26 protein-coding genes are annotated in these 26,613 nt (G+C 40.7%); 10 read left to right on the top strand and 16 right to left on the bottom strand.

Features of this window, described 5'->3' with window-relative positions:
* Window positions 1–2: 2 nt before the first annotated feature.
* From F895_RS05675 to F895_RS05685, 3 genes are all read left to right on the top strand, one after another.
* The gene (locus F895_RS05675) at window positions 3–1,238 is read left to right on the top strand and encodes a lipoprotein-releasing ABC transporter permease subunit (RefSeq protein WP_005242747.1); all 1,236 of its coding nucleotides are present in this window, start codon (window positions 3–5) and stop codon (window positions 1,236–1,238) included.
* Window positions 1,231–1,914 (top strand): lipoprotein-releasing ABC transporter ATP-binding protein LolD, encoded by a 684-nt coding sequence (gene lolD / locus F895_RS05680; protein WP_005242745.1) that lies wholly within the window; start codon window positions 1,231–1,233, stop codon window positions 1,912–1,914. The genes F895_RS05675 and lolD overlap by 8 nt, the downstream gene beginning before the upstream one ends.
* An 84-nt stretch (window positions 1,915–1,998) precedes the next feature.
* Entirely contained in the window at window positions 1,999–4,425 is a 2,427-nt protein-coding gene (locus tag F895_RS05685; protein ID WP_005242743.1) for a DNA internalization-related competence protein ComEC/Rec2, read from the top strand.
* A 1-nt stretch (window position 4,426) separates the two neighbouring features.
* Here F895_RS05685 and F895_RS05690 read toward each other — a convergent pair whose 3' ends face one another.
* Complete coding sequence (locus F895_RS05690) at window positions 4,427–5,383, bottom strand: lysophospholipid acyltransferase family protein (protein WP_005242740.1); 957 nt, start codon at window positions 5,381–5,383, stop codon at window positions 4,427–4,429.
* A gap of 138 nt (window positions 5,384–5,521) precedes the next feature.
* Here F895_RS05690 and sppA point away from each other — a divergent pair, with 138 nt between their 5' ends.
* Window positions 5,522–6,544: a signal peptide peptidase SppA gene (gene sppA, locus F895_RS05695; RefSeq protein ID WP_005242732.1), complete on the top strand. Its 1,023-nt coding sequence runs from the start codon at window positions 5,522–5,524 to the stop codon at window positions 6,542–6,544.
* 134 nt (window positions 6,545–6,678) lie between these two features.
* Window positions 6,679–7,470 carry an alpha/beta fold hydrolase gene (locus F895_RS05700; protein ID WP_010589736.1) on the top strand — a complete coding sequence of 264 codons (792 nt, stop codon included), beginning with the start codon at window positions 6,679–6,681 and terminating at the stop codon, window positions 7,468–7,470.
* 36 nt (window positions 7,471–7,506) lie between these two features.
* On the opposite strand, the gene purN is transcribed toward F895_RS05700, so the two are convergent.
* Window positions 7,507–8,136, bottom strand: coding sequence for a phosphoribosylglycinamide formyltransferase (gene purN, locus F895_RS05705; protein WP_171057820.1), 630 nt, complete (start codon window positions 8,134–8,136; stop codon window positions 7,507–7,509).
* The gene (gene purM / locus F895_RS05710) at window positions 8,133–9,203 is read right to left on the bottom strand and encodes a phosphoribosylformylglycinamidine cyclo-ligase (protein ID WP_005242726.1); all 1,071 of its coding nucleotides are present in this window, start codon (window positions 9,201–9,203) and stop codon (window positions 8,133–8,135) included. Before purM ends, purN begins: the two co-directional genes overlap by 4 nt.
* Before the next feature lie 134 nt (window positions 9,204–9,337).
* Between purM and cxpE the strand changes: the two genes are divergently transcribed.
* The 4 genes from cxpE to F895_RS05730 all read left to right on the top strand — a co-directional run bounded on the left by cxpE (window position 9,338) and on the right by F895_RS05730 (window position 15,783).
* On the top strand, window positions 9,338–10,531 hold the full coding sequence (cxpE, locus tag F895_RS05715; RefSeq protein WP_005242724.1) for a chloramphenicol efflux transporter CxpE: 1,194 nt from the start codon (window positions 9,338–9,340) through the stop codon (window positions 10,529–10,531).
* 20 nt (window positions 10,532–10,551) lie between these two features.
* Window positions 10,552–11,250 (top strand): DnaA ATPase domain-containing protein, encoded by a 699-nt coding sequence (locus F895_RS05720; protein WP_005242723.1) that lies wholly within the window; start codon window positions 10,552–10,554, stop codon window positions 11,248–11,250.
* A gap of 113 nt (window positions 11,251–11,363) precedes the next feature.
* The gene (rbtA, locus tag F895_RS05725) at window positions 11,364–13,250 is read left to right on the top strand and encodes a rhombotarget A (protein ID WP_005242719.1); all 1,887 of its coding nucleotides are present in this window, start codon (window positions 11,364–11,366) and stop codon (window positions 13,248–13,250) included.
* A gap of 16 nt (window positions 13,251–13,266) precedes the next feature.
* Entirely contained in the window at window positions 13,267–15,783 is a 2,517-nt protein-coding gene (locus F895_RS05730) for a CSLREA domain-containing protein (RefSeq protein WP_005242718.1), read from the top strand.
* A 58-nt stretch (window positions 15,784–15,841) separates the two neighbouring features.
* Here F895_RS05730 and F895_RS05735 read toward each other — a convergent pair whose 3' ends face one another.
* The 5 genes from F895_RS05735 to F895_RS05755 all read right to left on the bottom strand — a co-directional run bounded on the left by F895_RS05735 (window position 15,842) and on the right by F895_RS05755 (window position 19,110).
* Entirely contained in the window at window positions 15,842–16,231 is a 390-nt protein-coding gene (locus F895_RS05735; protein ID WP_005242716.1) for a DUF3106 domain-containing protein, read from the bottom strand.
* The gene (locus tag F895_RS05740) at window positions 16,221–16,544 is read right to left on the bottom strand and encodes a hypothetical protein (RefSeq protein WP_005242714.1); all 324 of its coding nucleotides are present in this window, start codon (window positions 16,542–16,544) and stop codon (window positions 16,221–16,223) included. The genes F895_RS05735 and F895_RS05740 overlap by 11 nt, the downstream gene beginning before the upstream one ends.
* Window positions 16,531–17,148 carry an RNA polymerase sigma factor gene (locus tag F895_RS05745; protein WP_005242713.1) on the bottom strand — a complete coding sequence of 206 codons (618 nt, stop codon included), beginning with the start codon at window positions 17,146–17,148 and terminating at the stop codon, window positions 16,531–16,533. Before F895_RS05745 ends, F895_RS05740 begins: the two co-directional genes overlap by 14 nt.
* A 158-nt stretch (window positions 17,149–17,306) precedes the next feature.
* The gene (locus tag F895_RS05750) at window positions 17,307–18,083 is read right to left on the bottom strand and encodes a TrmH family RNA methyltransferase (RefSeq protein ID WP_005242706.1); all 777 of its coding nucleotides are present in this window, start codon (window positions 18,081–18,083) and stop codon (window positions 17,307–17,309) included.
* 55 nt (window positions 18,084–18,138) lie between these two features.
* On the bottom strand, window positions 18,139–19,110 hold the full coding sequence (locus tag F895_RS05755; RefSeq protein ID WP_005242704.1) for a class 1 fructose-bisphosphatase: 972 nt from the start codon (window positions 19,108–19,110) through the stop codon (window positions 18,139–18,141).
* Between the two features lie 176 nt (window positions 19,111–19,286).
* On the opposite strand from F895_RS05755, the gene F895_RS05760 reads away from it, so the two are divergent.
* Window positions 19,287–19,472 carry an NF038105 family protein gene (locus F895_RS05760; protein WP_005242703.1) on the top strand — a complete coding sequence of 62 codons (186 nt, stop codon included), beginning with the start codon at window positions 19,287–19,289 and terminating at the stop codon, window positions 19,470–19,472.
* 57 nt (window positions 19,473–19,529) lie between these two features.
* On the opposite strand, the gene pal is transcribed toward F895_RS05760, so the two are convergent.
* The 8 genes from pal to ruvB form a co-directional block, all read right to left on the bottom strand.
* Window positions 19,530–20,096, bottom strand: coding sequence for a peptidoglycan-associated lipoprotein Pal (pal, locus tag F895_RS05765; RefSeq protein WP_005242702.1), 567 nt, complete (start codon window positions 20,094–20,096; stop codon window positions 19,530–19,532).
* Window positions 20,097–20,118: 22 nt separating this feature from the next.
* The gene (gene tolB / locus F895_RS05770; protein WP_005242701.1) at window positions 20,119–21,402 is read right to left on the bottom strand and encodes a Tol-Pal system beta propeller repeat protein TolB; all 1,284 of its coding nucleotides are present in this window, start codon (window positions 21,400–21,402) and stop codon (window positions 20,119–20,121) included.
* Between the two features lie 99 nt (window positions 21,403–21,501).
* Window positions 21,502–22,890 carry a cell envelope integrity protein TolA gene (tolA, locus tag F895_RS05775; protein ID WP_005242698.1) on the bottom strand — a complete coding sequence of 463 codons (1,389 nt, stop codon included), beginning with the start codon at window positions 22,888–22,890 and terminating at the stop codon, window positions 21,502–21,504.
* A 3-nt stretch (window positions 22,891–22,893) separates the two neighbouring features.
* Window positions 22,894–23,346, bottom strand: a complete 453-nt coding sequence (tolR, locus tag F895_RS05780; RefSeq protein ID WP_005242696.1) for a protein TolR — start codon at window positions 23,344–23,346, stop codon at window positions 22,894–22,896.
* On the bottom strand, window positions 23,346–24,044 hold the full coding sequence (gene tolQ / locus F895_RS05785; protein ID WP_005242694.1) for a protein TolQ: 699 nt from the start codon (window positions 24,042–24,044) through the stop codon (window positions 23,346–23,348). Before tolQ ends, tolR begins: the two co-directional genes overlap by 1 nt.
* A gap of 24 nt (window positions 24,045–24,068) precedes the next feature.
* Entirely contained in the window at window positions 24,069–24,476 is a 408-nt protein-coding gene (gene ybgC / locus F895_RS05790; protein WP_005242693.1) for a tol-pal system-associated acyl-CoA thioesterase, read from the bottom strand.
* A 134-nt stretch (window positions 24,477–24,610) separates the two neighbouring features.
* Window positions 24,611–25,519, bottom strand: coding sequence for a hypothetical protein (locus F895_RS05795; protein ID WP_005242692.1), 909 nt, complete (start codon window positions 25,517–25,519; stop codon window positions 24,611–24,613).
* 92 nt (window positions 25,520–25,611) lie between these two features.
* Window positions 25,612–26,607: a Holliday junction branch migration DNA helicase RuvB gene (gene ruvB / locus F895_RS05800; protein WP_005242691.1), complete on the bottom strand. Its 996-nt coding sequence runs from the start codon at window positions 26,605–26,607 to the stop codon at window positions 25,612–25,614.
* Window positions 26,608–26,613 lie beyond the last annotated feature (6 nt).

Raw genomic sequence — 26,613 nt, 5'->3', positions numbered from 1 at the left:
GTATGTTTAAGCCAATTTCGCTGTATATAGGGTTGAGATACACTCGTGCTCGGCGGAGTAATCATTTTATTTCTTTTATCGCCTTGGTTTCCATGATTGGTTTAACCCTCGGCGTTGCTGTCCTCATTACAGTCTTATCTGTCATGAATGGTTTTGATCGTGAATTGAAAACCCGTGTCTTGGGAATGGTTCCACAAGCCACTGTTTCTTCTACTCAAATTCTAACAGATTGGCCTGAGCTTGTAAAAAAAGTTGAGCACCATCCACATGTCACGGGTGTTGCACCATTTACCCAGTTACAGGGGATGTTGACCGCACAGGGGCAAGTGGCTGGAATCATGGTGACGGGAATTGAGCCTGAATATGAAAAGAAGGTTTCGATTATCCAGAACCACATGGTTTCAGGTGATTTAAGTGCTTTGAAGAAAGGTGAGTTTGGTATTGTCCTCGGTAAGGACATGACGGATGCACTCGGATTGGGTTTAAATGACAATGTCACCTTAGTATTGCCTGAAGCAACGCCATCACCTGCAGGTGTTGTACCACGTTTTAAACGTTTTAAAATCGTAGGAATCTTTAGTGTTGGTGCTGAAGTGGATTCAATGGTGGGTTATATCGCCCTGAATGATGCTTCTACCTTATTGCGTTTACCTGATGGCGCGCAAGGTGTACGTTTAAAACTGGATGATATTTTTGCTGCTCCGAAAGTGGCCAATGATATCGTTAGTCAGCTTCCAAGTAATTTCTATGCATCAAACTGGACCTATACGCACGGCAATTTGTTTAATGCCATTCAAATGGAAAAAACCTTGGTCGGTTTGTTGCTGGTACTGATTATTGTGGTGGCTGCATTTAATATTGTGTCCTCATTGGTCATGGTCGTGACTGATAAGAAATCCGATATCGCTATTTTACGTACGCTGGGTGCTTCACCTTCGATGATTACCAAGATTTTTATGGTACAAGGTACCGTAATTGGTGTGATTGGTACGATTGCTGGGACAATCTTAGGGGTTACTTTAGCCTTAACGATCAGTGATATTATTTCCTGGTTTAATACCGTGTTAGGTTTAAATTTATTTGATGCCTACTTTGTACATTACTTGCCTTCATATCTCAGATGGCAAGATGTGGTGATCATTGTAACGGTATCTTTGCTATTGAGTTTCTTGGCAACAATTTATCCTGCATTGCGTGCAGCCAAAGTTCAACCTGCCGAGGCGTTACGTTATGAGTAAGATTGTACTGGAATCAAAAAATATCTTTAAACATTTTGACGATGGCAAAAGCAAAGTTGAAGTGATTAAAGGTTTATCTCTTCAAGTGAATGCAGGTGAGTTTGTCTCCATTGTTGGTTCAAGTGGTTCTGGTAAAAGTACTTTGTTACATGTATTGGGAGGCTTAGAGCAACCCTCACAAGGTCAAGTATTTTTACAAGGGCAGCGTTTCGATGATTTGGGTGAAGCCGAGCGCGGTTATAAGCGCAATCAATATCTTGGTTTCGTCTATCAGTTCCACCATCTTTTACCTGAATTTTCAGCCTTGGAAAATGTGGCCATGCCTTTAATGTTGCGTAGTGAAAGCAACTTTAGAGATGTCAAAAGACAGGCTGAATATTTATTAGATCGCGTTGGTTTATATCATCGTATGGATCATAAACCTGGCGAGTTGTCTGGTGGCGAGCGTCAGCGTGTGGCATTAGCACGTGCACTGGTAACTAAACCTGCTGTGGTTTTAGCTGATGAGCCGACAGGGAACCTCGACCGTAAAACAGCACTTAGTATTTTCGAATTACTGACAGATTTGAAAAAAGAGCTGAATATGGCCATGTTGATTGTTACCCATGACGAGCAACTGGCGCAGTCCGCTGATTCGATTTTGCATATGCAAGATGGTTTGTGGATTGATCAATAAGAAAAAATTGATTTATCTCTTGTTAAAGCCCTGGAAACGGGCTTTAATTTTGTCCTTAGAAAAACTAAAACTTAATTTTAAAAAATGTTAAAAGTAATATTACTCAGCTGGATCGCTGGTATAACTTTGATGGGATATCATTTTAGCTTTGCTGTTCGCACTTGGTGGGTTTGGCTAATTCTAGCGATCGTGATTTTCTGCATCGGTTTATATCAAAGATCTCGGTATTTTCAATCTGTTTGCTATAAGTCGGTACTGTTGATCAGTGCTAGCTGGGCTTTGTTTTGTACGGGCTTTTATTATGCGGATTCCGCCTTAGAGCAACGGCTAAGCTTAAGAGAAGTGGAGGCGCAGCCTTTTGAAGCCATTGTTTATATCAAGAAAATAGATGAGCTCACGGAGGAGGGGCGTAAACAGACAGCAGAAGTGCTGAACCGACATGCTCAGTCTGTAGATTGGTTCCTGTATTTAAGTCAATCGAATAGTCTGCTTGCTCCACAGCAAAACTTACAGTTAGGTCGTTATTATCGCCTTGAAGGTATGATCAAACCAGCCCATAGCTATGCTGTGGCAGGCGTATTCGATCAGGAAAAATGGTTTTTGCAACAAAATATCATGTCTGCATATCAGGTCAGGCATATGCAGCTTTTAACTCAGGATGACATTGATCGTCTGGGTTACCAGTGGCACCTAAAGCAACAACATACACTGCAAGCAAAATTTCTATTAAATGTTGAAATGCTGCGATTGTCATTTCGTGAAATGCTACAGATATCAGCTTTTCAACATAAAGGGTTGCTACTGGCTTTGTTGACGGGTGATGAAAGTTTATTATCAAATCGTTTAAAGCAGCAATTTCAGCAGTTGGGCATTTCACACTTACTGGCAATATCAGGCCCACATGTATTGATCTTTGCATTGATGTTGACTTGGTTATTGAAATGCATGATACAGCGCTATGTTCCAACATTATATTTATGGCAACCGCGGCAGATTTTATTGCTTTTACCATTTGGGTTAAGTGTGTTGTTGTATGTGGCATTTGTTGGTTTTGAAATTCCTGCTCTGAGAACCTTGTTCACTGTCATTATCGCCAGTGTTTTTCTATTGTTCCGACAGTCAATTCAACCGTTCACCCTATTGCTTTATAGTGCCAGCCTACTTCTTATTTATGATCCATTTAGTATTCTATCCGCAGCCTTTTGGTTGTCTTATGGGGCTTGTTTTATTCTGCTGCGAATCTACCAAACCATTGAACACTTCACACAAGATCAGACCCTGACAAGCGTACAAAAGCAAATCTTGGCCATTAATATGGTTGTTGAGTCGCAATGGAAAATTTTTATCGCTTTATTACCACTGATGCTTATCTTTTTTCAGCAAATTTCTTGGTCTGCGCCGCTCAGTAATTTAATCGCGATCCCATTACTCAGTACTTTAATCGTACCACTGGATATTATTGCAGCCTGTATTTGGCTAGTAGTTCCTGCATTCGGGCTACTTTTGTTTCAGCTCAATGATGGATTGCTGTCAATATTAATGTGGATATTAAATCACTTACAGCAGCTATCTCCTCAACTCTATGGTGTTAGTTATACGCCTTTGATGTTGCTGAGTTTGACATTGGGGTTAGTGATTTTATTTATGCCGAAAGCAACAATTCCCAAGTTATGGGCTGTTATTTGCTTTTTACCAATGGTTTTGGGCGTACAGACTCAACCTACCGTATTGAATATTCTGGATGTTGGTCAGGGGCAAGCAATTTTTTTACAGCATCCTCAACAGACACTCATGATTGATACGGGTGGTTTACATGACGAAGCGAAGTTTGGTATTGGTGAGCGAGTTGATATTCCATTCTTAAGACAGCAAGGTATACGGAGGTTAGATCATTTAATTTTATCTCATCTTGATCAAGATCATAGTGGCGCATTTCCAGCAATCCAAAATGCTTTTGCGATTACTCAAGTTCAGTCAAGTGAACGAAGTGAAAAGTTCCCGTTTAAGGATAATTTCTCCTATTGCCAACAGGGTCAGCATTGGTCATATACCGATCTTGAAATTGAGATTTTGTCGCCTACGCAAGAGGGGCTAAGGATTGCTCAAGATCAGAAAAATGAGCAGTCTTGCGTGGTTTATTTGCAATTCTCCAATGCTCAGCCGTATCAAAATTTTTTGATTATGGGAGATGCAGGATGGGAAACTGAGTATAAATTATTAAAACAATATCCTGATTTAAAAGTAGATGTATTGGTGCTAGGACATCATGGCAGTAAAAATAGCTCAGCTTATGATTTTTTAGCAGCGCTCAAACCTAAACTGGCAGTTGCGTCAGCTGGTTTTGATAATCGCTATGGTCATCCTAGTCAGGAGTTACAAAGTCGCTTGCTCGCTTTGAAAATTCCATTGTTGAATACGGCACAGACAGGCAGTTTAAGTTTTATCTTTAACAAAGGTGCCGTTGAATTAAAACAACAACGGCAGCAACGCAGGTGGCTGCAACGAGAATAGCCTAAGTATTTGTAAGCTCTTGTTGTTGCTGGCGAACTGTACGAACTTGTGCAAGTGCTTCAGCTTCATCAATGTCATAAATTTTCTTGAGCGCAGGGTTGGCACGAAAACGTTTATAGCTCCAGTGATAATGTTCAGGATAGCGTTGAATTAGTTGCTCTAAGGCCTGATGAATAATTAAGGTGCCATCTTCAGCGCTGCCTTCATAAATATTCGGATCAATCGGCTCGATATACATGTCAAAGCCACCTTGTTCATTTCTTTTGGTATAAAGAAGTAGGGCTTTGGCTTTGGTTTTTTGAATGAGTTTGGCACTTAAGCTGCTAGAGGCAAGAGGAATACCAAAATAGTTGATCATGTCTCCGCCGTGGTCAGGGGTATGATCAGGCAAAATTGCCGTAGTTCCACCTTGCTTTAAGGCTTTAAAAATTTGTCTGACACCACTTTCATCTGTGGGGACCAGATGAGCTTGTTCACGACTTCGGGCATCACGGACAAACTGGTCGGCATCTGGATTTTTTACGGGTTTATACAGGATAGTCATGGGGCTATATTGGGCGACCCATGCATTCATAATTTCCCAGGTGCCAAAGTGGGGAACAATTAACACTACGCCTTTTTTTTCTGCAAGTGCTTCATGTAAATAGTGTTCACCATGCACTTTTTGAATACGTTGAATATTTTTTTGATTGGATGAACCCCAAATACTCAAAAACTCAAAATATGACATCAACTCATTTTGAATGGTTTGTCTGGTAAGTTTTTGTCTTTGTTGCTGATCCATCTCTGGGAATACAATTTGAATGTTCAGCCCAATAATTTTTGAAAGTCTAGAGAGCTGAAAGGTACTCACCAATCCTGCAACCATACGGGCAAAAAAACGGCTAAATTGCATCGGCATGCGACTTGCGAACTTGATCAGACGATAGTTTGCATTACTGGATTTGGATTGAGTCATGTATTCAAAATGAGAACAGTTACAAAGGGAAAGTATAATGTAAAAAATAATTATAAGTTAAAACAAGTTATTTAAACAGTTTTGCTCAAATCAGCGTATATAATAAAGCCACTTTAAAACATATTGGATTGGAATCTTATGTCCGATTGGCCACCAAAACCACAAAACGAATCGACAAATAGTAATAATGTGACAGGCAAAGAATGGCAAATTTTAGAAAAAGCTGTTTTAGCTTCTGTTGAGGAACAACGCCGTAGTCGTCGTTGGAGCATCTTTTTTAAATGTTTAGGTTTCGCCTATCTTCTGATTGTCCTGATTGCAATGAGTAAAGGCTGTTCAACTTCGACAGAAAAATCAACTACGAATATAAGTAGTGATCATTTGGCTGTGGTTGATATTATTGGAACGATTGATTCATCTACCAGTCAATCTTCGGTAAATAGTGAAGATACCAATAAAGCATTAAAGCGTGCATTTGAAGCCAGTGGCAGCAAAGCCGTTGCTTTAAATATAAATTCTCCAGGTGGTTCACCAGTGCAGTCAGATGAAATCTGGCAAGAAATCCGTTATTTGAAAAAGCAGCATCCTGATAAAAAAGTCTATGCTGTGATTGGTGATATGGGCGCATCTGGGGCGTACTATATTGCTTCTGCGGCGGATGAAATTATTGTCAATCCATCTAGTCTTGTTGGTTCAATCGGTGTGATTATGCCGAACTACGGTTTAAGTGGTTTAGCACAAAAGCTTGGGATTGAAGACCGTACTCTGACTTCTGGTAGCAATAAAGATATTTTAAGCATGACCAAGCCAATTGATCCTGCACAAAAGCAACATGTGCAGTCTGTACTTGATAATGTACACACCCACTTTATTAATGCTGTTAAAGAAGGCCGTGGTAAACGCTTGAAATCAAATGATCCAGCGGTATTCTCAGGTTTGTTTTGGACAGGTGAACAGGCAATTGCACTAGGGGTTGCTGATCGTAGCGGTAGTCTAACGACGCTGATGCGTGATCTTAAGGTTGAACAAAAGATTGATTATACGGTGCAACGTAATCCGCTTGAGTCAATCTTGGGGCGTATGGGGGCTAAAATTGGTGAAGGGATTAGTAGTTCTCTTGCAGCGCAATTAGAGACACAGCAAAACGCAAAAATACAGTAATATTTCCAAAAAAGGGTTGTGTTGATCACAGCCCTTTTTTTATTCTAAAAATAACTGCACAGTTTTTCTTTTTATTTGCAATACATGTGTAGAGCGAGATAATTGATCAATCCGTGGAAATAAAAGACAAGTTTATGAAACCCTTGATTCATTTTGCCCATGCGAATGGTGTTCCATCTAAGGTTTATCAAAAGTTGTTTGATCAGTTAAAAGATCAATATGACATTATTTATGTTGCTGAGATTGGGACAGATAAGCGTTACCCAATCACACATGGCTGGACGCATTTAGTCGATCAAGTGATTGATAGCATTGTACAGCAAGCACAAGGACGTAAAGTAATTGGCTTAGGACACTCTTTGGGCTCAGTATTGACCTTAATGGCAGCCTATCGCCGTCCAGAATTATTTTCACAAGTGATCATGCTTGATCCACCCTTAATTATTGGTAAAGCTTCGTTTGTATTTCATCTGGCTAAACTCTTTAAACCGAAGCTGGTGGATAAAATTACCCCAGCAGGTTTGTCGGTACGTCGACGGGATCATTGGGATTCGCGTGAGCAAGCTGCAGCGCTTTTAGGTTCGAGAGGTTTTTATCAACACTTTGATGCAGATTGCTTTCAAGCTTATATTGATTATGCATTAACAGATGATCCTCAAAATGGTGGCGTAACACTGACCATTCCTAAAGATGATGAAGTGGCCATGTTTAGAACAACTCCATCGATGTGGTGGTTGCCAATGCCCAAGCCACCTGTTCCTGTACATTTGGCGGTGGGTCAAAACAGTGTTTTCTTAAAAGAGAAATTCCCGCAAGTCGCACAAAAAAAACTGGGAATTCCTTATTCTGTCGTGGATGGCGGGCATATGTTCCCATTAGAGCATCCACTGGAAACAGCCGATAAAATTAAAAGCTTGGTGATTTGATAAAGAAAAAACGCATCCGAGGATGCGTTTTTATTTTTAAAACTGGGTAAACTGAATGGGGCGTTCTAGAGGTTTTCGATTGAAATAAGCTTGCCCGTTTTTCCAGCTAAGCTGGCCGTTACAGAGCCATTCGGCCACTTGAGGATAAATAAAATGCTCAAGTTCGTGTACACGGTGTGCCAGACTTTCTACGTTATCATGCACACTGACTTGAATCGCGGATTGGGCAATACTTTGGCCAGCATCTAGTTCAGCCGTGACAAAATGAACGGTACAGCCATGCAAACGGTCGCCTGTATTCAATACGCGCTGATGAGTATTGATGCCTTTATAAACAGGCAACAGAGAAGGGTGGATGTTTAACATTTTGCCTTGCCAATTGTTCACAAAGCTTGGCGTTAAAATCCGCATGAAACCTGCAAGAATAACTAAATCTACTTGCCATGCTAATAGCTGCTGGTGCATGGCTTCATCGAAACTTTCTCGACTTGGATAGTCTTTATGTGAAATCACAGCGGTTGCAATATTGGCGTTCTCAGCACGTTGTAATGCGTATGCATCGGCTTTGTTTGAGAGCACACCAATGATTTGCCCTGACAGATTTGCATCTATCAGGGCCTGTAAGTTGCTACCGTTGCCAGAGACAAGGACCGCAATTCTCATTATGCAAAGATCACGCGAATTTTTTCGTCAGCACCTTCAACTGATGCAGCATTTTCTTGGATATAACCAATTTTCCATGCTTTTTCGCCTTGAGCATTCAATACCTCAATTGCTTTGTCAGCTTCGCTGGCATCAACTGCAATCACCATACCCACGCCACAGTTAAATGTACGGTACATTTCAAAGCGCTCTACGTTACCTTCACGTTGTAACAACTGGAATAATTCAGACCATTCCCAGCTTGATTCGTCAATCACAGCTTGCGCACCATTTGGAAGAACACGCGGTAAGTTACCTGGTAAACCACCACCAGTGATGTGTGCCATAGCATGTACATCAACTTGTTTGCATAGTTCGAGCACCGGTTTAACATAAATACGCGTTGGTTCCATTGCAACGTCAGCAAGTGGGCGACCATCTACGATTTGAGTTAAGTCGACATTCTTAACATCTAAAATTTTACGTAGTAAAGAATAACCATTTGAATGTGCACCACTTGATGCCACACCAAGAAGTACATCACCAGACTTCACTTTAGTTCCATCAATAATTTTACTGTGTTCAACCACACCCACAGCAAAACCAGCAAGATCGTAATCTTCACCTTCATACATGCCAGGCATTTCAGCAGTTTCACCACCAACCAATGCACAACCAGCAAGTTCACAACCTTTACCGATACCTGTCACTACATCTGCTGCAACATCAACATTCAAATGACCCGTTGCATAGTAGTCGAGAAAGAATAATGGTTCAGCACCACAAACAAGTAAGTCGTTTACACACATTGCAACGAGATCTTGACCAATGGTGTCGTGACGGTTGAGGTTCAGCGCCAGACGTAATTTTGTACCTACGCCATCTGTTCCTGAAACCAATACAGGTTCTTCATAACCTTTAGGGATTTTACATAGCGCGCCAAAACCACCGAGGCCGCCCATTACTTCAGGACGAGTGGTACGTTTAGCGACAGATTTGATACGATCGACCAGTGCGTCGCCCGCTTCAATGTCGACGCCCGCATCTTTATAGCTTAAACCAGTATTTGGGGTAGAAGTTGAGTTGCTCATAGTGAAGTCTCCGCAGTGGCGGCAGATTATAACCTGAATATACGAAACTCTTATGTTATTTATGCTCGAAAATGCTATCTTTAATTAAATTTTTTTTTCATTTATAACGATTACACGAAAAAAGGCTAGATTTTATGCAAGATCAGGTACTGCGTCGTATCTTTATCCTCGCTGGGCTCGCATTATTCCTTTGGGTTCTCTATTTATTAAAGCCCATTGTGATCCCTTTTGTTGGTGCTTTTTTTATTGCTTACCTATTTAGTCCTTTAGTCGATGTTCTTGTTAAAATTAAACTTCCACGTTGGTTGGCTATCAGCATCGTTTTTATAGGTATTGGTGTTACTTTGACCATGGTTTTATGGTTCTTGGTGCCATTGATTTGGAAACAGTTGATGTATGCTCGAGATAGCATTCCTGCTGGTATTCACTGGGTGAATGCAACTTTCTTGCCGTGGGTATCACATACCTTTAATGTGGTTCCAATGGAAATTGATACTGATCAAATTACCAAGGCCTTGATGGATTATATTCAAACCAATTACAGTGCGGATAGTATCCAAACGATGGCGTTAAGGGTTGCTCAGTCTGGACTGAATTTCATCCAGATTGGTGGTGTGGTTGTACTGATTCCAATTATTTCTTTCTATTTCTTACTGGATTGGGATCGTATGTTACAAAGCTTTAGACGTTTGATACCACGTCCTTATGAAGCCTCTACCTTAACCATTGTTCGTGAGTGCCATAGTGTTCTAGGTGCTTTTGTCAAAGGACAATTCCTTGTCATGCTTTTATTGGGAATTGTTTATGCTGTTGGTTTACAATTTATTGGTTTAGAAGTTGGCTTGATCATTGGCATGATTGCTGGTCTAGCCAGTATTATTCCTTATTTAGGATTTGGTGTCGGAATTATTGCAGCTATCATTGCAACACTGTTCCAGTTTGGACTTGACTGGACACAATTGCTGCTAGTGGGTGTTGTCTTCATGATTGGCCAAATGGTCGAAGGTTATATTCTTCAGCCATTTTTACTGGGTGATAAAATTGGTTTGTCGCCAGTTGCAGTTGTTTTTGCTGTACTTGCAGGGGCACAACTAGGTGGATTCCTTGGCATGTTAATCGCTTTACCTGTTGCAGCAGTTATTGTGGTGCTGCTAAAACATGCACGCGACCATTATGAAAAAAGTCGTTTATATGGTCTGCCAACTGAAGTTGTGCTGGCAGAAGGGCAAACCAAGCATATAAATGTTGAAACAGATCATGTAGAGCTTGATATTCAAATTAAAAACTCTCAAGATACAGAGACTTCAAACACGAATGACTTAAAGTAATTGAGGAAAAAATTAAGGATATGCGTCAACTCCAACTGGATATAGAACCACAACTCGATGCCCGAATCAGTGATTTTTCGGGGCCGGGTTGGGGGCCTGTGGTTGACGCAGTTAGACAGTTACATGCCGGATTAGTCAGCCGCTTTTATGTTTATGGCGGGGCAGGTACTGGCAAGAGTCACTTACTTTCTGCGATTTGTGATTCTTATCTGGAGCTCGGTCGCCCAGCAATTAAAGTCTCATTACTAGAATTATTAGATGCACCTATTGAAGCCATTACTTCATTAGAATTTTATGATTTGGTCGCTTTGGATGATATTGATGCGATCAGTGGTGTTCCACATTGGCAGAAAGCTGTATTTCATTTGATGAATAATCATGAGGGGCAGTTGGTTTTTTCCTCTCGTGTGGCGCCTATTGAATTAAAATTAGAATTACCTGACTTACAGTCAAGGCTGACCCAAGCTGTGAGTGTTAAAGTACCTAATGGCAGTTCTTATAGTGATCGACAAGCCCTGTTGCACTCGGTCATGACGCGCCGAGGTATTCATTTTGACCAGCAAATTGTTGACTATTTATTGAGTAATGGGCCGCATCAGGCTTCGATTTTATTACAGAGATTGGCTCAGCTTGAAAAAATGCTCAAAGGCGAGAAAACTAAACTATCAAATACAACACTTAAGCAAATTTATGCATTGATTGATGAATATCGCCAATAGTATAAAATTTCTTGAGTAATTTTGAGAGCTATGACAAAGTACGCACAAAGGAATGTGGTTGTAAACAGCTAGTTTGCAAGACGAAAAAAAATGAAAAATAGAAGGAGATTGGTATGCTCAAACGGATGCTTGCCTGTGCTTTATTTACCGTTACTGGATATGCATATTCTGCGGATATTCAAGTCACAACATTAGTTGATGAAGACAAAGATGACGCCGTTTGTTCATTACGAGAAGCTGTCGAGTTTTTAAATAAAAGAAGCCAAAAAGAATTTGAAAATGGTTATCACGGATGTGGTAACAAGGATGCAAGCAATACAATTGTTTTACAACGCGATCAAACCTATCAACTTAACTCGGCATTAAATATCAAAGCCGCGATGACAATTCGCACTGTAGTGAGTGATGGTTTTAATGATAATAAAAAAGGATTGAACAATGCGACGCTTAAAATGGCGGGAAATGATCGTCTTTTTGTCATTGATGATAATAATGTTGAAAGTGCATTACTTGCAGTTAATTTGATTGAATTAAATTTACAAGGTGCTGCAAATAAGCTGAATGACGGCGGGCTAATTCTTAATCGTGAAAGTCTATCAATTCAGTATTCTCGCCTGACAGGTGGTTCTGCAAACCGTGGTGGTGCAATTTATAATGCTGGGGTTTCATCGGACGCGAAGAACACTGCAGGCTATGTTTTTATTAATAATAGTATTTTTCAGAATAATAAAGCAGATCAGGGGGCAGTCATTTATAGCGAAATGCCAATGTATCTGATTACACAATCGGTCATACGTGACAATGAAGGTGTAGCAGGGCCAAATGGTGCTTTATTATTTGTTCAAACGGGCTTCAATAATGACACGATAGCTGGGGCACTTGCCGTAAGATCTTCCGGTATTCGTAGTAGCACTATTTTCCATAATAAAGGCGGTTATGTAGCGAATATTCGTGAAGGCATGATCCTTAATAATAATACGATTATTAAGAATGCTGCGGGGCTGTATTTACAATCTTTAAATTTTAAAGTAACGACAGAAGAAGATGTCAATGGAGTGAAAAAAGAAACAGTCAAAGAGTACCCAAGCTCTTATGTGTCGAATAGTGTTTTAGTTGCAAATGGAAATAGTAATTGTGGTACTACCTCAGACGATACCACGATTGTTCAAAGTAATTTAACGACATCAGAGTGCGACCGTAATGCGGGTGAACGATTACCCAATTTTATGTGGAATCAGAATGATCCTGAGCAAACATTAATTGCTGGCGGTACAAATGATGAAGGGATTTGTGCTGCTCCTCCAGCAAAAGGATTATTATGTCCATACTCGACGCCAAAAGATCAAATGCTGGGTTTCTTTAAACCACGTTTACTCACTTCTTATAAGCAGTTATCGGATTCGCTCATTGTCAATAAAGGACGCATTTATAGTGATGGTACGACCTTTAGTTTAGCGAGTTGTGAAGCAACTGACCAGCGTGGGAAAAGCCGTACGGGCTTTAATGAGTTGTGTGACTTAGGCGCAATTGAACTGGTTGTTAACCGGGGGGAGATTCCAATCGTTGGTCAAGATATTTTATATGGACAAATTGCGAAATTCAGTATTGCAGAGAGTTTGTTAGATGGTGAATTGTTAGATCCAGCCACATGCGAGGCTCAATTAGGTAAGCGTCCTGATGGCCAGCCTTGGCAAGTTGGTTGTTTGCAAGTGGTTCAAACCCAAACGCCATCTAAAGGAAAGCTAACTCTTGATCAGGATGGTAATGTAACTTACGTGCCTGATAGTGATTGGCATGGTGCAGATAAATTTAACTTACGTGTTATGACGACAACGACTCGTTTTAATGATGTATCAAACTATTTTATTGATATTCCAGCAACAATTGTACAAGACCCACCAAACACTTTTAAAAGTAAAACCGTAAATGTAGGAAGTTTTGGTCTAGGAGCGATCTTGGCATTATTCGGTTTAATAGGATTGCGCCGCTTAAAATCATAATCAGGGATGTGATGAGATGAAATATTATAGAAAAACAATATTAGCAACTATGGTTTTGGCAACTATGCCGTTGTTAGCTGCCACCAGCAGCACGCCCATTAAGGTAACTACATTTGTGGATGAGGATGGCGAAAATCCAAATGCTTGCTCATTACGTGAGGCAATAAAAACTGCCGAGACGCGTGTCTCTTATGGTGGTTGTGTTGTAACAGATACCTTACCAAGTACGCAAAAAGTTATTCAGCTGGAAAAAGGGGTATATAACCTGAAAAAGGAATTGACGCCAAATGTGAGCGTTTCAATTCTAGGGGCAAGTCCTGTAAATTGGGAAGGAAAAAATGTCCTGCTAAATGATGTTGTTAATCAATATCCAGCTCAAATCCCATTGCAAACAACAATCAAAGCAGAAAATTCACGTATTTTTAACACGACACTTGGTGCCAAGGGTTTAAGCCTAACCAATTTGATTTTAACAGGTGGACGTTCGGCTGATTTTGGTGGTGCAATATATGCAGGTGCTGATGTTGCATTACAAAGTACACAAATCCTTGATTCTGAGGCAAAAGAAGGTGGAGCTATTTTTTTAGCTGGTCCTTCGACGACATTAACATTGAATAAGAGTGTGATTCAGGGTAACCGTGCGGAGAAAGGCAGTGTACTCTCGATGAGTTGCTTTAATGATATTACATATGCAAAGCGGACCATCAACTTAACCTCCAACAGTTTTATTAATAATGGTTCACCAAATTCAAGTAGTATGATTGAGTTTTGTGGGGAATCTACAGCAACTTTAACGACCAATACCATTGCAAAAAATATTGTAAATAATTCAACAGGAAATCTACTTAAATTCACTGGTGATACCAAAGCTGGAACTGTAGAAGATAATAAGTCTAGTATTTTAAGTAAAACCAGTATTTTAAGCTTGACGAGTAATACAATCGTAGAAAATCAAGCTTTTACGACGCTTCTCTATGATAAAATTGGTGCTAAATTATTACAGTTCAATGTTCTTGCTTATAATGGTGATAGCAATACATATGCCTGTCGATATTTATTTGGAAATGTCGCTGATCAAGAAGGGGTAGGTCTTGGAATTGCTTACAATGCACTTGCGCTCAAGCAGGATGGTTCTAGTTCTGTAGTAAATAATGTGTGTGATGTGCCAAAAGCGTCGCTTAAAGACAATAAAACCAATTTGAATGTAAGTGCGATTGATTTTAATACCTTATTGAGCCCTTTACAAAAAGCTTCAGCTGATACGGCATTCTTACCAATGTATTACCCTAAAAAAAATGCGACAAGCGTGCCTATCGATGATAAGGGGAATACAAAATTAGTTGGCTTATTAGATGTTGATGGAGTCAATTGTAGTTTGACGGACCAGCGTGGTTTAGCCCGTATCACCGACGGCACTTTATATTATGACCCTAAAGCAAGCAACCGCTGTGATATTGGTTCGGTTGAACTAATGAAGTTTACAGCAGGTGATTTACAGGATCTAACCAATACATCGATTAGCAGCTTGATTACAAGTTATCAAACACAATATGACTTTTTCGATAATTTGGTGAAAAATCCAAATAATCCTGATTTTTTAACGTATTACAAATCTCGTTTGGATCAATATCAAAAATTATTGCAATACACCAAAGCTAATTTACATTATCGTGCAATTTACATTGATTTAAGAAATTATCAACTACCTTTACCACAAGATGTACAGCAAGCTGATGGCAGTTATAAATTACAGTTCTTTAGCCCAGATTTATATGATGTAACGACAGAACCTTTAGGTAAAGGACAGATCAATGATACGGTTACTGATATAGATAAAAGTGATATAGAAAATTTGGTTTGTACTTGGAATAAAGATTTACAGCAAATTATTTTTTATCGAAAAGATGACAGTGTTACTCAAGCTGGTGATAAGATTTTCTGTAAATATACGATTACCTCTAAACCAGGAACTAGTCCACAAGTGAGTTCATCTGGTTTAATCCGAGCAGCATTTGTAAATATTGCACCAGTTGCAACAAATACATCCTTAACTTTCAAATATAAAGAAAAGCAAAAGTTAAGCTTAAACTTATTAAATTTTGCAAATGACAATGGCGATACAGGCGAGGGTGGATCTGGGCCAGAAAAGAATCCGAATAAACCTCAGTTTTGGAAGAATGCCGAAGGTATCGAATTACCAATTCGTTTAACCAATGTGCCAACCAAAGATCTAGGTATTACGGCAGATCGCCAAGGTGCTTGCCCTGCGCCAGATGAAAAAGAAACCTGCTATGGTGGTAATATTTATGTTCAAGAAGTTAATGCATTTAATCCATTTAACTTCTCATTTAACTACCAAGTTTACGATGCTGATGGCGTATCCTCCAATGTGGCGACAGTGCGAACCATTAGCACGGCAACCACAACAGACGATACACGTTCTGCCAGTAACAGTGGGGGGGGGAGTTTTAGTTTCTATTCAGTATTGGGGTTATTGGGGTTATTGGCTTATCGCCGCTTTAAAAGTAAATAACCCGAAATATAATAATAGCGCCATTTAGGCGCTATTGTTATTTCTATACACTATAAACTCAGTGCTCAGAATATTTACTGAGATATTCTTCTCTAATATTTATCCGTTCTTCGGTACTGGCATTTAACATGCGCTTACGTAATGTATTGCGTTCCTGTGTGCTCATCTTTTGCCAGACATCACGCATTTTTTGTTTTTCATCTTCTGGCAGTTGCGTGAACCATTCCATCCTTTGCTGTAGTTGAGAACTCTGGCTATTAGGAACTTCTTTCAAGGTTTGGTAACGTTTAATTAAAACACGTTGCTCTTCAGGCGATAGATCATCCCATGCTTCTTCTGTTGTGGCTTTATTGGGTTTAGAAAATACCCAAAAGCGTTCAGAACCTGCAAAACTGGTTTGTAGTAACCCGAGCGTACACACAACAAGTGCTAATTTTTTAGCTGCCATGTGGAACCTTATTCTCACCTAAGACCAATAACATCTCCATATCTTCAACCATTTGCGGCGAAAGCTTTGGATTTACGACAACCTGATTTTGTGGTTGATCAGCAAGCTGTAAAGAGCTTGGCAGAACCACAATTCCCATGATTGCAGCAGCAACAGCAAAACCTGTCATTTTCCAGATACTATAATAAGAAGTTGGTTTCTTTTGTATCGTATCTAGAACATGATTCATGACTTGCATTTTGTTGTGATGCTGCTCTTTCGCAAGTTGGTCAAGTCTGGAAGTCACATGGTTCGTGAACTCATCTTTTTTCATCTGATGATCCTCCTGTATGTGGGTTTAAATGCTCAAGAGCAATTCGAAGTCCCTGAATTGCACGGTGGTAATGCGTTTTAACGCTGCCTTCGCTGCAATCCATAATTTGTGCTGTGGTCATTGTGTCGAACCCTTCCCACGCTCTGAGCATAAATGCCTGTTGTTGACGAACAGGTAGCTGATTGATCGCTGCCTGAATTTCCTCCATCGTGACTTCCTGATCAAGAAATTCAAATGGATTAGGCGTAGATTCATCTACAACATCAATGATTTCTTCATCATCATCTAAACTAATTTTTTTAAATAAAGAAAAAGGACTTGCTCGACGAGCTTCCTTTCGTCGCCAGTCTTGGAGCTTATTGTTCAATATGGTATAGAACAAGGGATACCATTCATCGGTACTTTTGTCGGCATATGATTTATGTAATGAAATAAATGCTTCTTGCACTAAATCCATGGCAATGCCTTGTTGCCCCTGTGTTGCACTTTCCATCATAACCAAGGCACGACCTGTAACGTCCTGCATGAAAAAACGCAGGCGTTGTTCAACAGTACTACGATCAGTACTGTTTTCAATTCGAGCCTTTTTCGGTGCTAAATCCATAGAGATGGAAAATCCTGTCATGGATACCCACCATTAATTCCAATTCATTAATCATATAACGTTGAAAATGGTGAGCGCGTTGACAACTTAAGCAATTATTTTTAGTAGTGTAATTGATTTTCTCAGTAAAAAACTCGTAGTTAAAATAATTTAACGTTTTACTGACGTTGACGAACCATTTCAAAAAAACACACAGAGCCTGCAATCGCAACATTGAGGGACTCTTGCCCACCCGGTTGAGGGATTGTCACAGCTTGAGCATGTGCTAGCGCATAATCACTCGCACCTTGACCTTCGTTACCTAAAATCCAGACACAAGCTTTGGTTAAATCCTTGCTATATAGGCTGGTTGAACGATGTGAACTGGTGGCAAACACAGGTATTTGAAATTTTGGTAAAATATCCGTGAGCTGAAAGTTTTCAAAACATTGAAGACTAAAATGAGCACCCATACCTGCTCGAAGCACACGTGGAGACCATAGTGCAGCTGAACCTTGTGTGCAAATCACCTGCTTGATGTTTGCAGCGGCAGCAGAGCGGAGGAGTGTACCTACATTTCCAGGATCTTGAACATTTTCTAGAATTAAAGTGTCGGCCTTAAAATCAATAGTGGCAGCAGTTTTGGGGAGGTCGACAATCGCTAGACATGGCAGGGTGGTACCCAAGGTGCTTAAATCCTTATATAGGACTTCACTGATAACGAAGATGTGACCTTGGTGGAGTTCGATCACTTCTTGTAAATCTGGATGTTCTAAGGCTTGTTCAGTGGTAAATAAAGAAAAGATTTTTTTCTGTTGCTGTAACCACGCCAAGCACAGATGTGTACCTTCTAGAACGGTTTGCTGATGTTTTTTTCGAGCACTGTTGAGCTCGATCAGCCCACGCAAATGTTTGATTTTTGCATTGTCTTTTGATTCTAGGAAAATAACCGCCATAAAATAACATCCGAAAGGGTATTATAAATTTATAATACCCTGATTATAAAAGTAATTAGTGATAGCTTGTTACGCGTTCGACTTCATTTTTAGAGCCAATAATTACTGGAACACGTTGGTGTAATTCAGTTGGTTGGATTTCCATGATACGAACACGACCTGTTGTAGAAGCACCACCTGCTTGTTCAATCAGCATGCTCATTGGGTTTGCTTCATACATTAAACGTAAACGACCTGCTTTCTTCGGGTCTTTTAAGTCGTAAGGATAAAGGAAAATACCACCACGGCATAAGATACGGTGGATATCACCAACCATGCATGCCACCCAGCGCATGTTGAAGTCTTTTTCACGGACAGAGGTTTTACCTGCTAACAGCTCATCAATATAACGTTTTACCGGATTTTCCCAGTGACGTTGATTAGATGAATTAATTGCAAATTCTTGCGTATCTGCTGTAACTTGCACTTGTTCTGTTGTTAACAGGAAGTTCTTTGTGGTCGGATCAAAAGTAAAGAACACCACACCAGAACCCACAGTAAGCACGAGCATGGTCGATGGGCCATACAGTACATAACCAGCAGCAACTTGTTCTGTACCAGCTTGCATAAAGTCAGCAGATTGAGTCACTGCATTCTTTGCAGGAAGAATAGAGAAGATTGTACCGACACACATGTTAATGTCGATATTGCTTGAACCATCGAGTGGATCAAATAAAACCAGATATTTACCATTTTCCTGAGCAGGGGTGAAATCATCTAATTCTTCGGAAGCTAAACCGCCTACTTGAGGATGTACTTTTAATGCATCAATCAGGTAGTCATTTGAAATAACGTCTAATTTCTTTTGTGTTTCACCTTGAACATTTTCATTGCCAGCACTGCCTAAAATACCTGCTAAAGCACCTTTTTGTAGGGCTTGATCAATAGTTTGGCAAGTTGCAGCAATTGTTTCGATGACTTGTGCCAACTCTGGAGTCAAATTCCCATTTTGTTGTTCTAGATATTGGGTCAAAGTAAGGTTTGACATATTGAATAGCTCCGATTTAGCCGTGTCAAAATTGATAAAAAAGAATGTGGCTATTCTAGATGAGATCGTGCAAAAATAAAAATTATCTTACTTTATTTATGTTGCTTTTATGATTACAAGTACGCCATTACATGCTATGTTGCATAGATACTAAACAGGATGTTTGGAGGTTAAATATGACAACCAAGAATTTTGAGGCAACGCCCACGCCAAGTGAGCCCATTAGCTTAGATACGATTTCCAAAGAAAATGTGAAGGATGCATGGAAACAGTATGAGGCCAAGCCTGAATATAAAAAGTTTAACAAGCACGATTTGATTGAGTCGATGCAAAGCAAGCCGGATACTCAGTCTTCGTCTTGATCAATAAATAAAAATGCTCACCTTAAGTGAGCATTTTTATTTAAAGCGTAACCACGATTATTTTAATAGTGGTGGAACGGCTTCATAGTTGATTTCTACACGGCGGTTTTCTTTCCATGCAGCTTCATCATGGCCTGCGTTAACAGGTGATTCTTTACCGTAGCTGACTGCTTCAAGTTGCTGTGGGTTTACACCGTTGGTAATCAAAAAGCTTTCAACCGCTTTTGCGCGACGTTCGCCAAGCGCCATGTTGTATTCACGTGTACCACGTTCATCCGTATGACCTGTAAGAGCAACACGAGAGTTGGCATTGGCAACCAAGAACTGAGCATGTGCTTGAAGTGTTTGATAGTCTTCATTTGATAAATCGCTGCTGTCATAGTTAAAGTGAACAACGCGTTTTGCCAAGAATGCTTTGTTTGCAGCAGTTACACCTTTTGAAGATGCGCCAGCCAAGTTTTGTGCATTGAGTGCTGCATCTTCGCTTAAACCCTCGGTACTGACTGTTGATGAACCATTTGGATTGGTACCTGTGGTAATTTCAGCAGCCGGTTTACGACTTGCACAGCCTGTAAATACAAGCGTTGCAGCAATAAGTGGAAGCGTTAGATATTTAATGTTCATTTGATTCTCCAATAAACTAAATTTATTTTGGTGCCCAAGCTGGTTCACGAACTTCACCTTGCTCACTTGGCAAATTCATGCGGAAACGGCCGTCAGTAGACATGACGGATAGCAAACCACGACTACCTTCACGCGTTGCATAAACCACCATTTGTCCATTTGGTGAGAAGCTTGGCGATTCGTCTAAACTAGTTGGTGTAAGAATGTTGGTAATGCCAGTATTGATATCTTGAATTGCGACTTTATAGTTACTACCGCTTGGGCGATGAACCAAAGCAATTTTTTTACCATCGGCACTTAGCGTACCGCGTGCATTGAAAGCACCTTTGAAGGTTAAGCGTTTAACTGAACTATCATCAAAGCTGTAGCGATAAATCTGTGGTGAGCCACCGCGGTCTGAGGTAAAAATGAATGATTTACCATCGGGTGCATAGCGTGCTTCAGTATCAATCGCAGTATCATTGGTCATACGCTGTACTTGACGCGTACTTAAATCCATTTGATAAATTTCAGGATTACCATTCATCGATGCGGTAAATAGCATTGATTTACCATCTGGTGAGAAGCTTGGTGCGCCATTTAATCCACGGAAGCTGGCTAAAACTTCACGTTGGCCTGTGGCTAAGTCTTGCAGATAAATCGCAGGACGCTTGGTCTCAAATGACACATATGCAATTTTCTTGGCATCTGGTGTCCAGGCTGGAGAAAGAATAGGATCGCGTGAAGACAGGACAGTTTTAGGCTGTTCGCCATCAGTATCAGCAATTTGCAAAGTATAACGTTGGGCTGGCGTTGCCTGATTACGTAATACATAGGCAATACGACCGCTAAAGTCACCCGCAATACCCGTTAACGCTTGATAAATCGTATCACTGATCATATGACCAGCTTGGCGTATACGTGAGCTTGGTACAGTGAGTACCTCATTCAGTAGATATTTTTGTTTTTGTACATCATAAAGCTGGTAATGAATTTCAAAGGTATTTGCATCAACCGCTTTCATTTGCCCAACGACAACGTAAGGTACACCCGCATTTTGCCAATCAGCTGCTTGAACCTGATTCAGGCTTGCAGTTGCTGGTAAATTTTGAGATGCACTGGTAAAACGACCTGAACGATTTAAATCGCTTTCTACGATAGGATAGATCGCATTGTCATTTGTAAAGGGGACAATCGCGATTTTAGGGGCTTGTTCAGGGGCTTTTGCAATCTCGAGGTGTAATTGTGCGAAAGTTGCTGTTGGAACAACAGTGCTAATCGCAGTGAAAACTGCTAAAGAGATGAGGTGTTTACGAGTCTTGTCCATAGTTACAATTACTTGCGTTCGTATTTTTGTGGCTGTTGATTATTTAACATAGTTACATGCTTTGTGCTATTAAAAGCATGTAACGTTAACTATTCATTACTATTTTGCAGTAAAACTTGAAGTAAAGCTTCTTGCTTCACGGCGGGCAACAGGATCATCTGGCATTGGGTAGGGTGCTGCGGCGCGAACAGCTGCTTCTACACTGGCTTTCACATCAGGATCACTTGCAGAAACAACAACAGAAAGTACTGCACCACTGTCACTTAAGGTTACACGTGCGCTGGCACGTTGTCCTGAAGAGCCCGATGGCATATTCCAAGCCCGATAGATTTTTTGTTCAAAGTCGCGTTTAGCCGTTGAAGCCACACGTTTTGCATCAGCCTTTTTCTGAGCTGCTTCTTGTTCCGCTTTTTTGGCTGCAGCCGCTTTGGCATCTGCTTCAGCTTCGGCTTTACGTTTCGCATCAGCGTCTGCTTTTGCTTTGGCATCTGCATCGGCCTTGCGTTTCGCATCTGCATCGGCTTTGCGTTTGGCATCAGCGTCCGCTTTTGCTTTGGCATCAGCATCGGCTTTACGTTTTGCGTCTGCATCAGCTTTACGCTTAGCATCAGCGTCTGCTTTTGCCTTCGCATCAGCATCAGCTTTGCGTTTTGCATCAGCATCGGCTTTGCGTTTTGCATCAGCCTCAGCTTTTGCTTTTGCATCTGCATTCGCCTTACGTTTTGCATCGGCTTCCGCGCGAGCTTTGGCATCAGCATCGGCTTTACGTTTTGCGTCCGCCTCAGCTTTTGCTTTCGCATCTCGTTCTGCTTTACGTTTTGCATCGGCTTCAGCACGAGCCTTGGCATCAGCTTCTGCTTTGCGTTTTGCATCTTGCTGGGCTTGAAGTTTTGCGTTCTCGGCAGCTTTTTGCTGTCTTAATTTCGCATCTTGTTCCGCTTTTTGGCGTGCTTTGGCTTCCGCCTCGGCTTTGGCAGATTGTTCAGCTCTATGTTTTTCAGCCTCTGTTCTCGCCTTTGCCTCAGCTTGGCGTTTGGCTTCAGCGTCTGCACGTTGTTTTTGTGCTTGCGCTTCTGAGAGTTTACGTTGTTCTTCAACCTGCTGAGCTCGCGCAGCTTCATCGGCTTTACGTTTTTGTTCGGCAAGCCTGGCTTGCTGAGCCTGTTCAGCTTTTTGCTTTTCAGCAGCAAGCTGTTGCGCAGTTGGCAGTGGAGGAATTACGGGAATATTCTCAGGCAAGGTCTTATCAACAATTGGACTTTCAACCTGTTCAGCTTGGTGATCTGCTGTGACTTGTTGTTCTGGTTGCTGTAAAGACTGAGGTAAATCTTCTGGCTTCACCAAAATAGTGGTGAGTTTTTTAGGCTGTTCAGGTGGTTTACTCAAGCCTAAAAACAGTAAGCCAACAATCACGATTGCATGGACGCCAAGCGTGAAACCCAGCGCAATCGCATTTTGTTTAAAAGGTGGCTCTTGAAATTTCTTCATAATTTATTTTAAAGACTTTGTGAGTAAGCCCACTTGGGTAAGGCCTGCTTCTTGTAAACTAGACATAAGAGCGACAACTTCACCATAAGGACGAGATTCCTCTCCATTGACTAATACCATCAACTTCTTATTTTCTTGTTCAGCTTGAATTTGAGCTTCACTTAGAACAGTTTCAAGCTGCTCAAGAGAAAGCGGCTCACTACTTTTATGTTCTTTATATTCAAGATAAATATTTCCATCTTTACCTAAAGTCACCATCGCTGGCATATCTTTAGACTCGATAGGTTGATTATTGGCCTGAGGTAAATCTACTTTAATACCGCTGGTGATCATGGGTGCTGTCACCATGAAAATGACCAATAACACCAACATCACGTCGATATAAGGAACGACGTTCATATCACTTTTGAGTGGCTTTTTAATCCGCTCAAAACGTCCAGATCGTTGAATCGCCATTATGCATCTTCCTGTGTCGTTCCAATCGCTTGGCGCTGTAAAAGAGCAACCATTTCTTCTGCAAATAAGGCACGATCTGAATAGGTTGATTCACCTTTAGCGGTAAAGTGGTTAAACGCAAGTACCGCAGGAATTGCTGCAAATAAACCAATTGCAGTTGCAATGAGGGCTTCTGCAATACCAGGTGCAACAGTTGCCAAAGTCACTTGATCAACGGCAGCAAGACCAATAAAGGCATTCATAATGCCCCAGACCGTACCGAATAAGCCGATATAAGGAGCAACAGAGCCGATGCTGGCAAGTGAACCTAAGCCTTGCTCTAGACCACCTTGATCACGGCTTAGGCCAACACGAAGAATACGTTCGGTTCCTTCGATGGTTTGATTGGTATCAGCTTTACGTTTCTGTAATTTGAAAAACTCACCTAAGCCTTGGTAGAAAATATCTTCTAGACCACGGCGCTTAGAATTGAGTTGTGCATTGTTATAAAGGGTATTTAATTCGGCACCTGACCAGAACATTTTTTGAAAATGCTCATCCTCTTGTTCTGCTTTTTTAAAGCCCATATGTAATTTAGCGATCAAATACCAGCTAAAAATTGAAGCAAGAAGTAAGATCAGCATGACCAGTTGTACAACAGGACTTGCTTGTAAAATTAGGTCAGAAATATGCAGGGAAGATTCTAAGTTAGTTGCCATAAGTCGCTGTGCCGAAAGTTTATTTTAGTCCTGTGCTAACTCTTTTTGAATTAGATCACGAATTTCATCAGGAAGTCGGCGTGGCATTAACTCTTTATTTAAACATGCCAACACAACCTCACCTGAAGCCAGCAAGATTTCACCACGATAAATATTTTGTTGCAACACAAAAGATGCGGCTTTACACGAAATAACACGTGCTGTAACGGTAATTAAATCATCCATTAATATTGGGCGTACATATTTGACCTGAATCTGATGTACCACGAAGCTGTAATCTTTTTGGTGCCAGTAGTGATCAACACCAGCTGCACGTAACCATTCGGTACGAGCACGTTCCATAAAACGTATATGGTTGGCATGGTAAACGATACCGCCTGCATCTGTATCTTCGATATAAACGCGAATGTTGAACTCAAAATGATTGGCCATTTCTATTACCTATTTTTGCGTACTGTGAGCAATCAGGAATGATATTGCCTCAAGAGAGCTAAGGAAATAGTAATAAATAACATATTGTTGACCTAGATAAAAAAAAAGAGGCCCTATCTAAGGGCCTCTTTTTTTTAATAGTTGAGTTCTTCCCAAGCGACGACTTTAGGAAAGCCAGGAACGGTAGTCCCATTCGCATAAGCACGCATTAACGCTTTATAGTCAGTGGTTCTGGTGATATTAATTGAATTTTTATTGTTGTTGGTGTCTTCAATAAAAATCTCGGCAAAGCTTGGATAAAAAGCCAAAGCATCGTCAACACTTCCAAATTTGATTTGATTGTCAAAATTTACAGAGAATTCTTTATTATTGTTTATCCCAATTAGGCATCCTTTAGTAATTGATCCAGTTGACCAAGGTTCAAAGCTATAGTTTGTGAGTTTATAGCGTTCTGTATATTTCTTATCAGCCCATGTGAATTCCATTTGAGCAATGTCATATTTGAAGGGACGAGTATCAGCATAATAAGATAGACTACTTTTGCTTCCATTAAAGGTTGTTATTTCATTATCAACTTCTACTTTAAATTGGTTCAGTGTCGTATCGATTTTAAAGTTATTCTGAGACCAGTATCCTTGTGAGCTAACACTTCCAGATAGAATCATTGGTCCTTCAGAAATAGGTTGAATCACGCCATCTTTTGTATACTGTAGATCACATTTATTCAGCGTAACCATTTGACTACTTCTGCTAAAGCTTCCTTCTTTATTTCGGCAGAAGGCTTTGTAGCCCATTTTTTCTCCACCTTGTATTAAATAAAAAACGGATTCGGCAAGTGTAATGGTATCAATGAGCTGATTTTCATGAATACTTGATAAATTGATAATCGGAGCATAAATCAATTCAAGATTTTCTGGTTTGCTATAATCTAGTCTTTCTTTGCCTTGAAATGAATTTCCGTTATTTGCATTATCACCTCCACCCCCGCAGGCTGTTAAAAATAAGCTACTTATAAATACGGCAGTTAATGTTTTAATTTTCATTGTTACCCTAAAAATAATGAGATGATTAGAATGACGTATATGCTATTCTAATCATCTCATTATAAGAAGCATTTAATTAAAAATATTTAATATTATTCAGGCGGCGTCATACCAAATTGTAAATATGCCATATTGGTTGCAATACGACCGCGTGCAGTCCGCATCACATAACCTTGCTGAATCAAATACGGTTCAATTACATCTTCAAGCGTTCCGCTATCTTCCGCCATGGCTGCGGCTAAAGCTTCAACACCAGTTGGTCGTCCTTCAAAACGTTCCAGTAACATGCTGAGATAACGCCGATCGAGCGTATCTAAACCTGCTTTATCGACATTGAGCATGTCCAAAGCCCGTTGTGCCATCTCCTGAGTTACTTCACCTGTGCCTTTGACTTGGGCATAGTCACGGACACGGCGTAATAATCGATTGGCAATACGGGGTGTACCTCGTGCACGACGAGCGATTTCTGTTGAGCCTTCGTGAGTAATCGGCACATCCATCAAGTTGGCTGAACGTGTCACGATATGGGTCAGGTCTTCAACTGAATAAAACTCTAAACGTTGTACGATCCCGAAACGGTCACGTAAAGGAGAGGTCAAAAGGCCTGCACGTGTTGTTGCCGCGACTAAAGTGAAAGGGGGAAGATCTAGCTTAATTGAGCGGGCAGCAGGGCCTTCACCAATCATAATATCGAGTTGGTAGTCTTCCATGGCTGGATAGAGAATTTCTTCGATCACTGGGGAAAGACGATGAATCTCGTCAATAAACAGCACATCACCTTCTTCCAAATTGGTCAGCATGGCAGCAAGGTCACCCGCACGTTCCAATACAGGGCCAGAAGTTGACTTTAGATTACCGCCCATTTCTCTTGCGATAATATTGGCCAACGTGGTTTTCCCTAAACCTGGAGGGCCAAAGATCAAGGTATGGTCGAGTGCTTCACCACGGCCACGCGCTGCACCAATGAAAATTTCCATTTGTTCACGAACCACAGGCTGACCAATATAGTCAGCCAATGAGGTCGGACGAATGGCACGATCAAAATGATCTTCAGGTTTTTCTGTTCCGCTAATAAGACGATCTTGCATATATCT

It is taken from the genome of Acinetobacter sp. CIP 64.2 (assembly GCF_000369645.1).
Taxonomy (GTDB): Bacteria; Pseudomonadota; Gammaproteobacteria; order Pseudomonadales; family Moraxellaceae; genus Acinetobacter.
The sequence above is the reverse complement of the archived record's forward strand: the minus strand, read 5'-3'. Positions and strand labels throughout refer to the sequence as shown.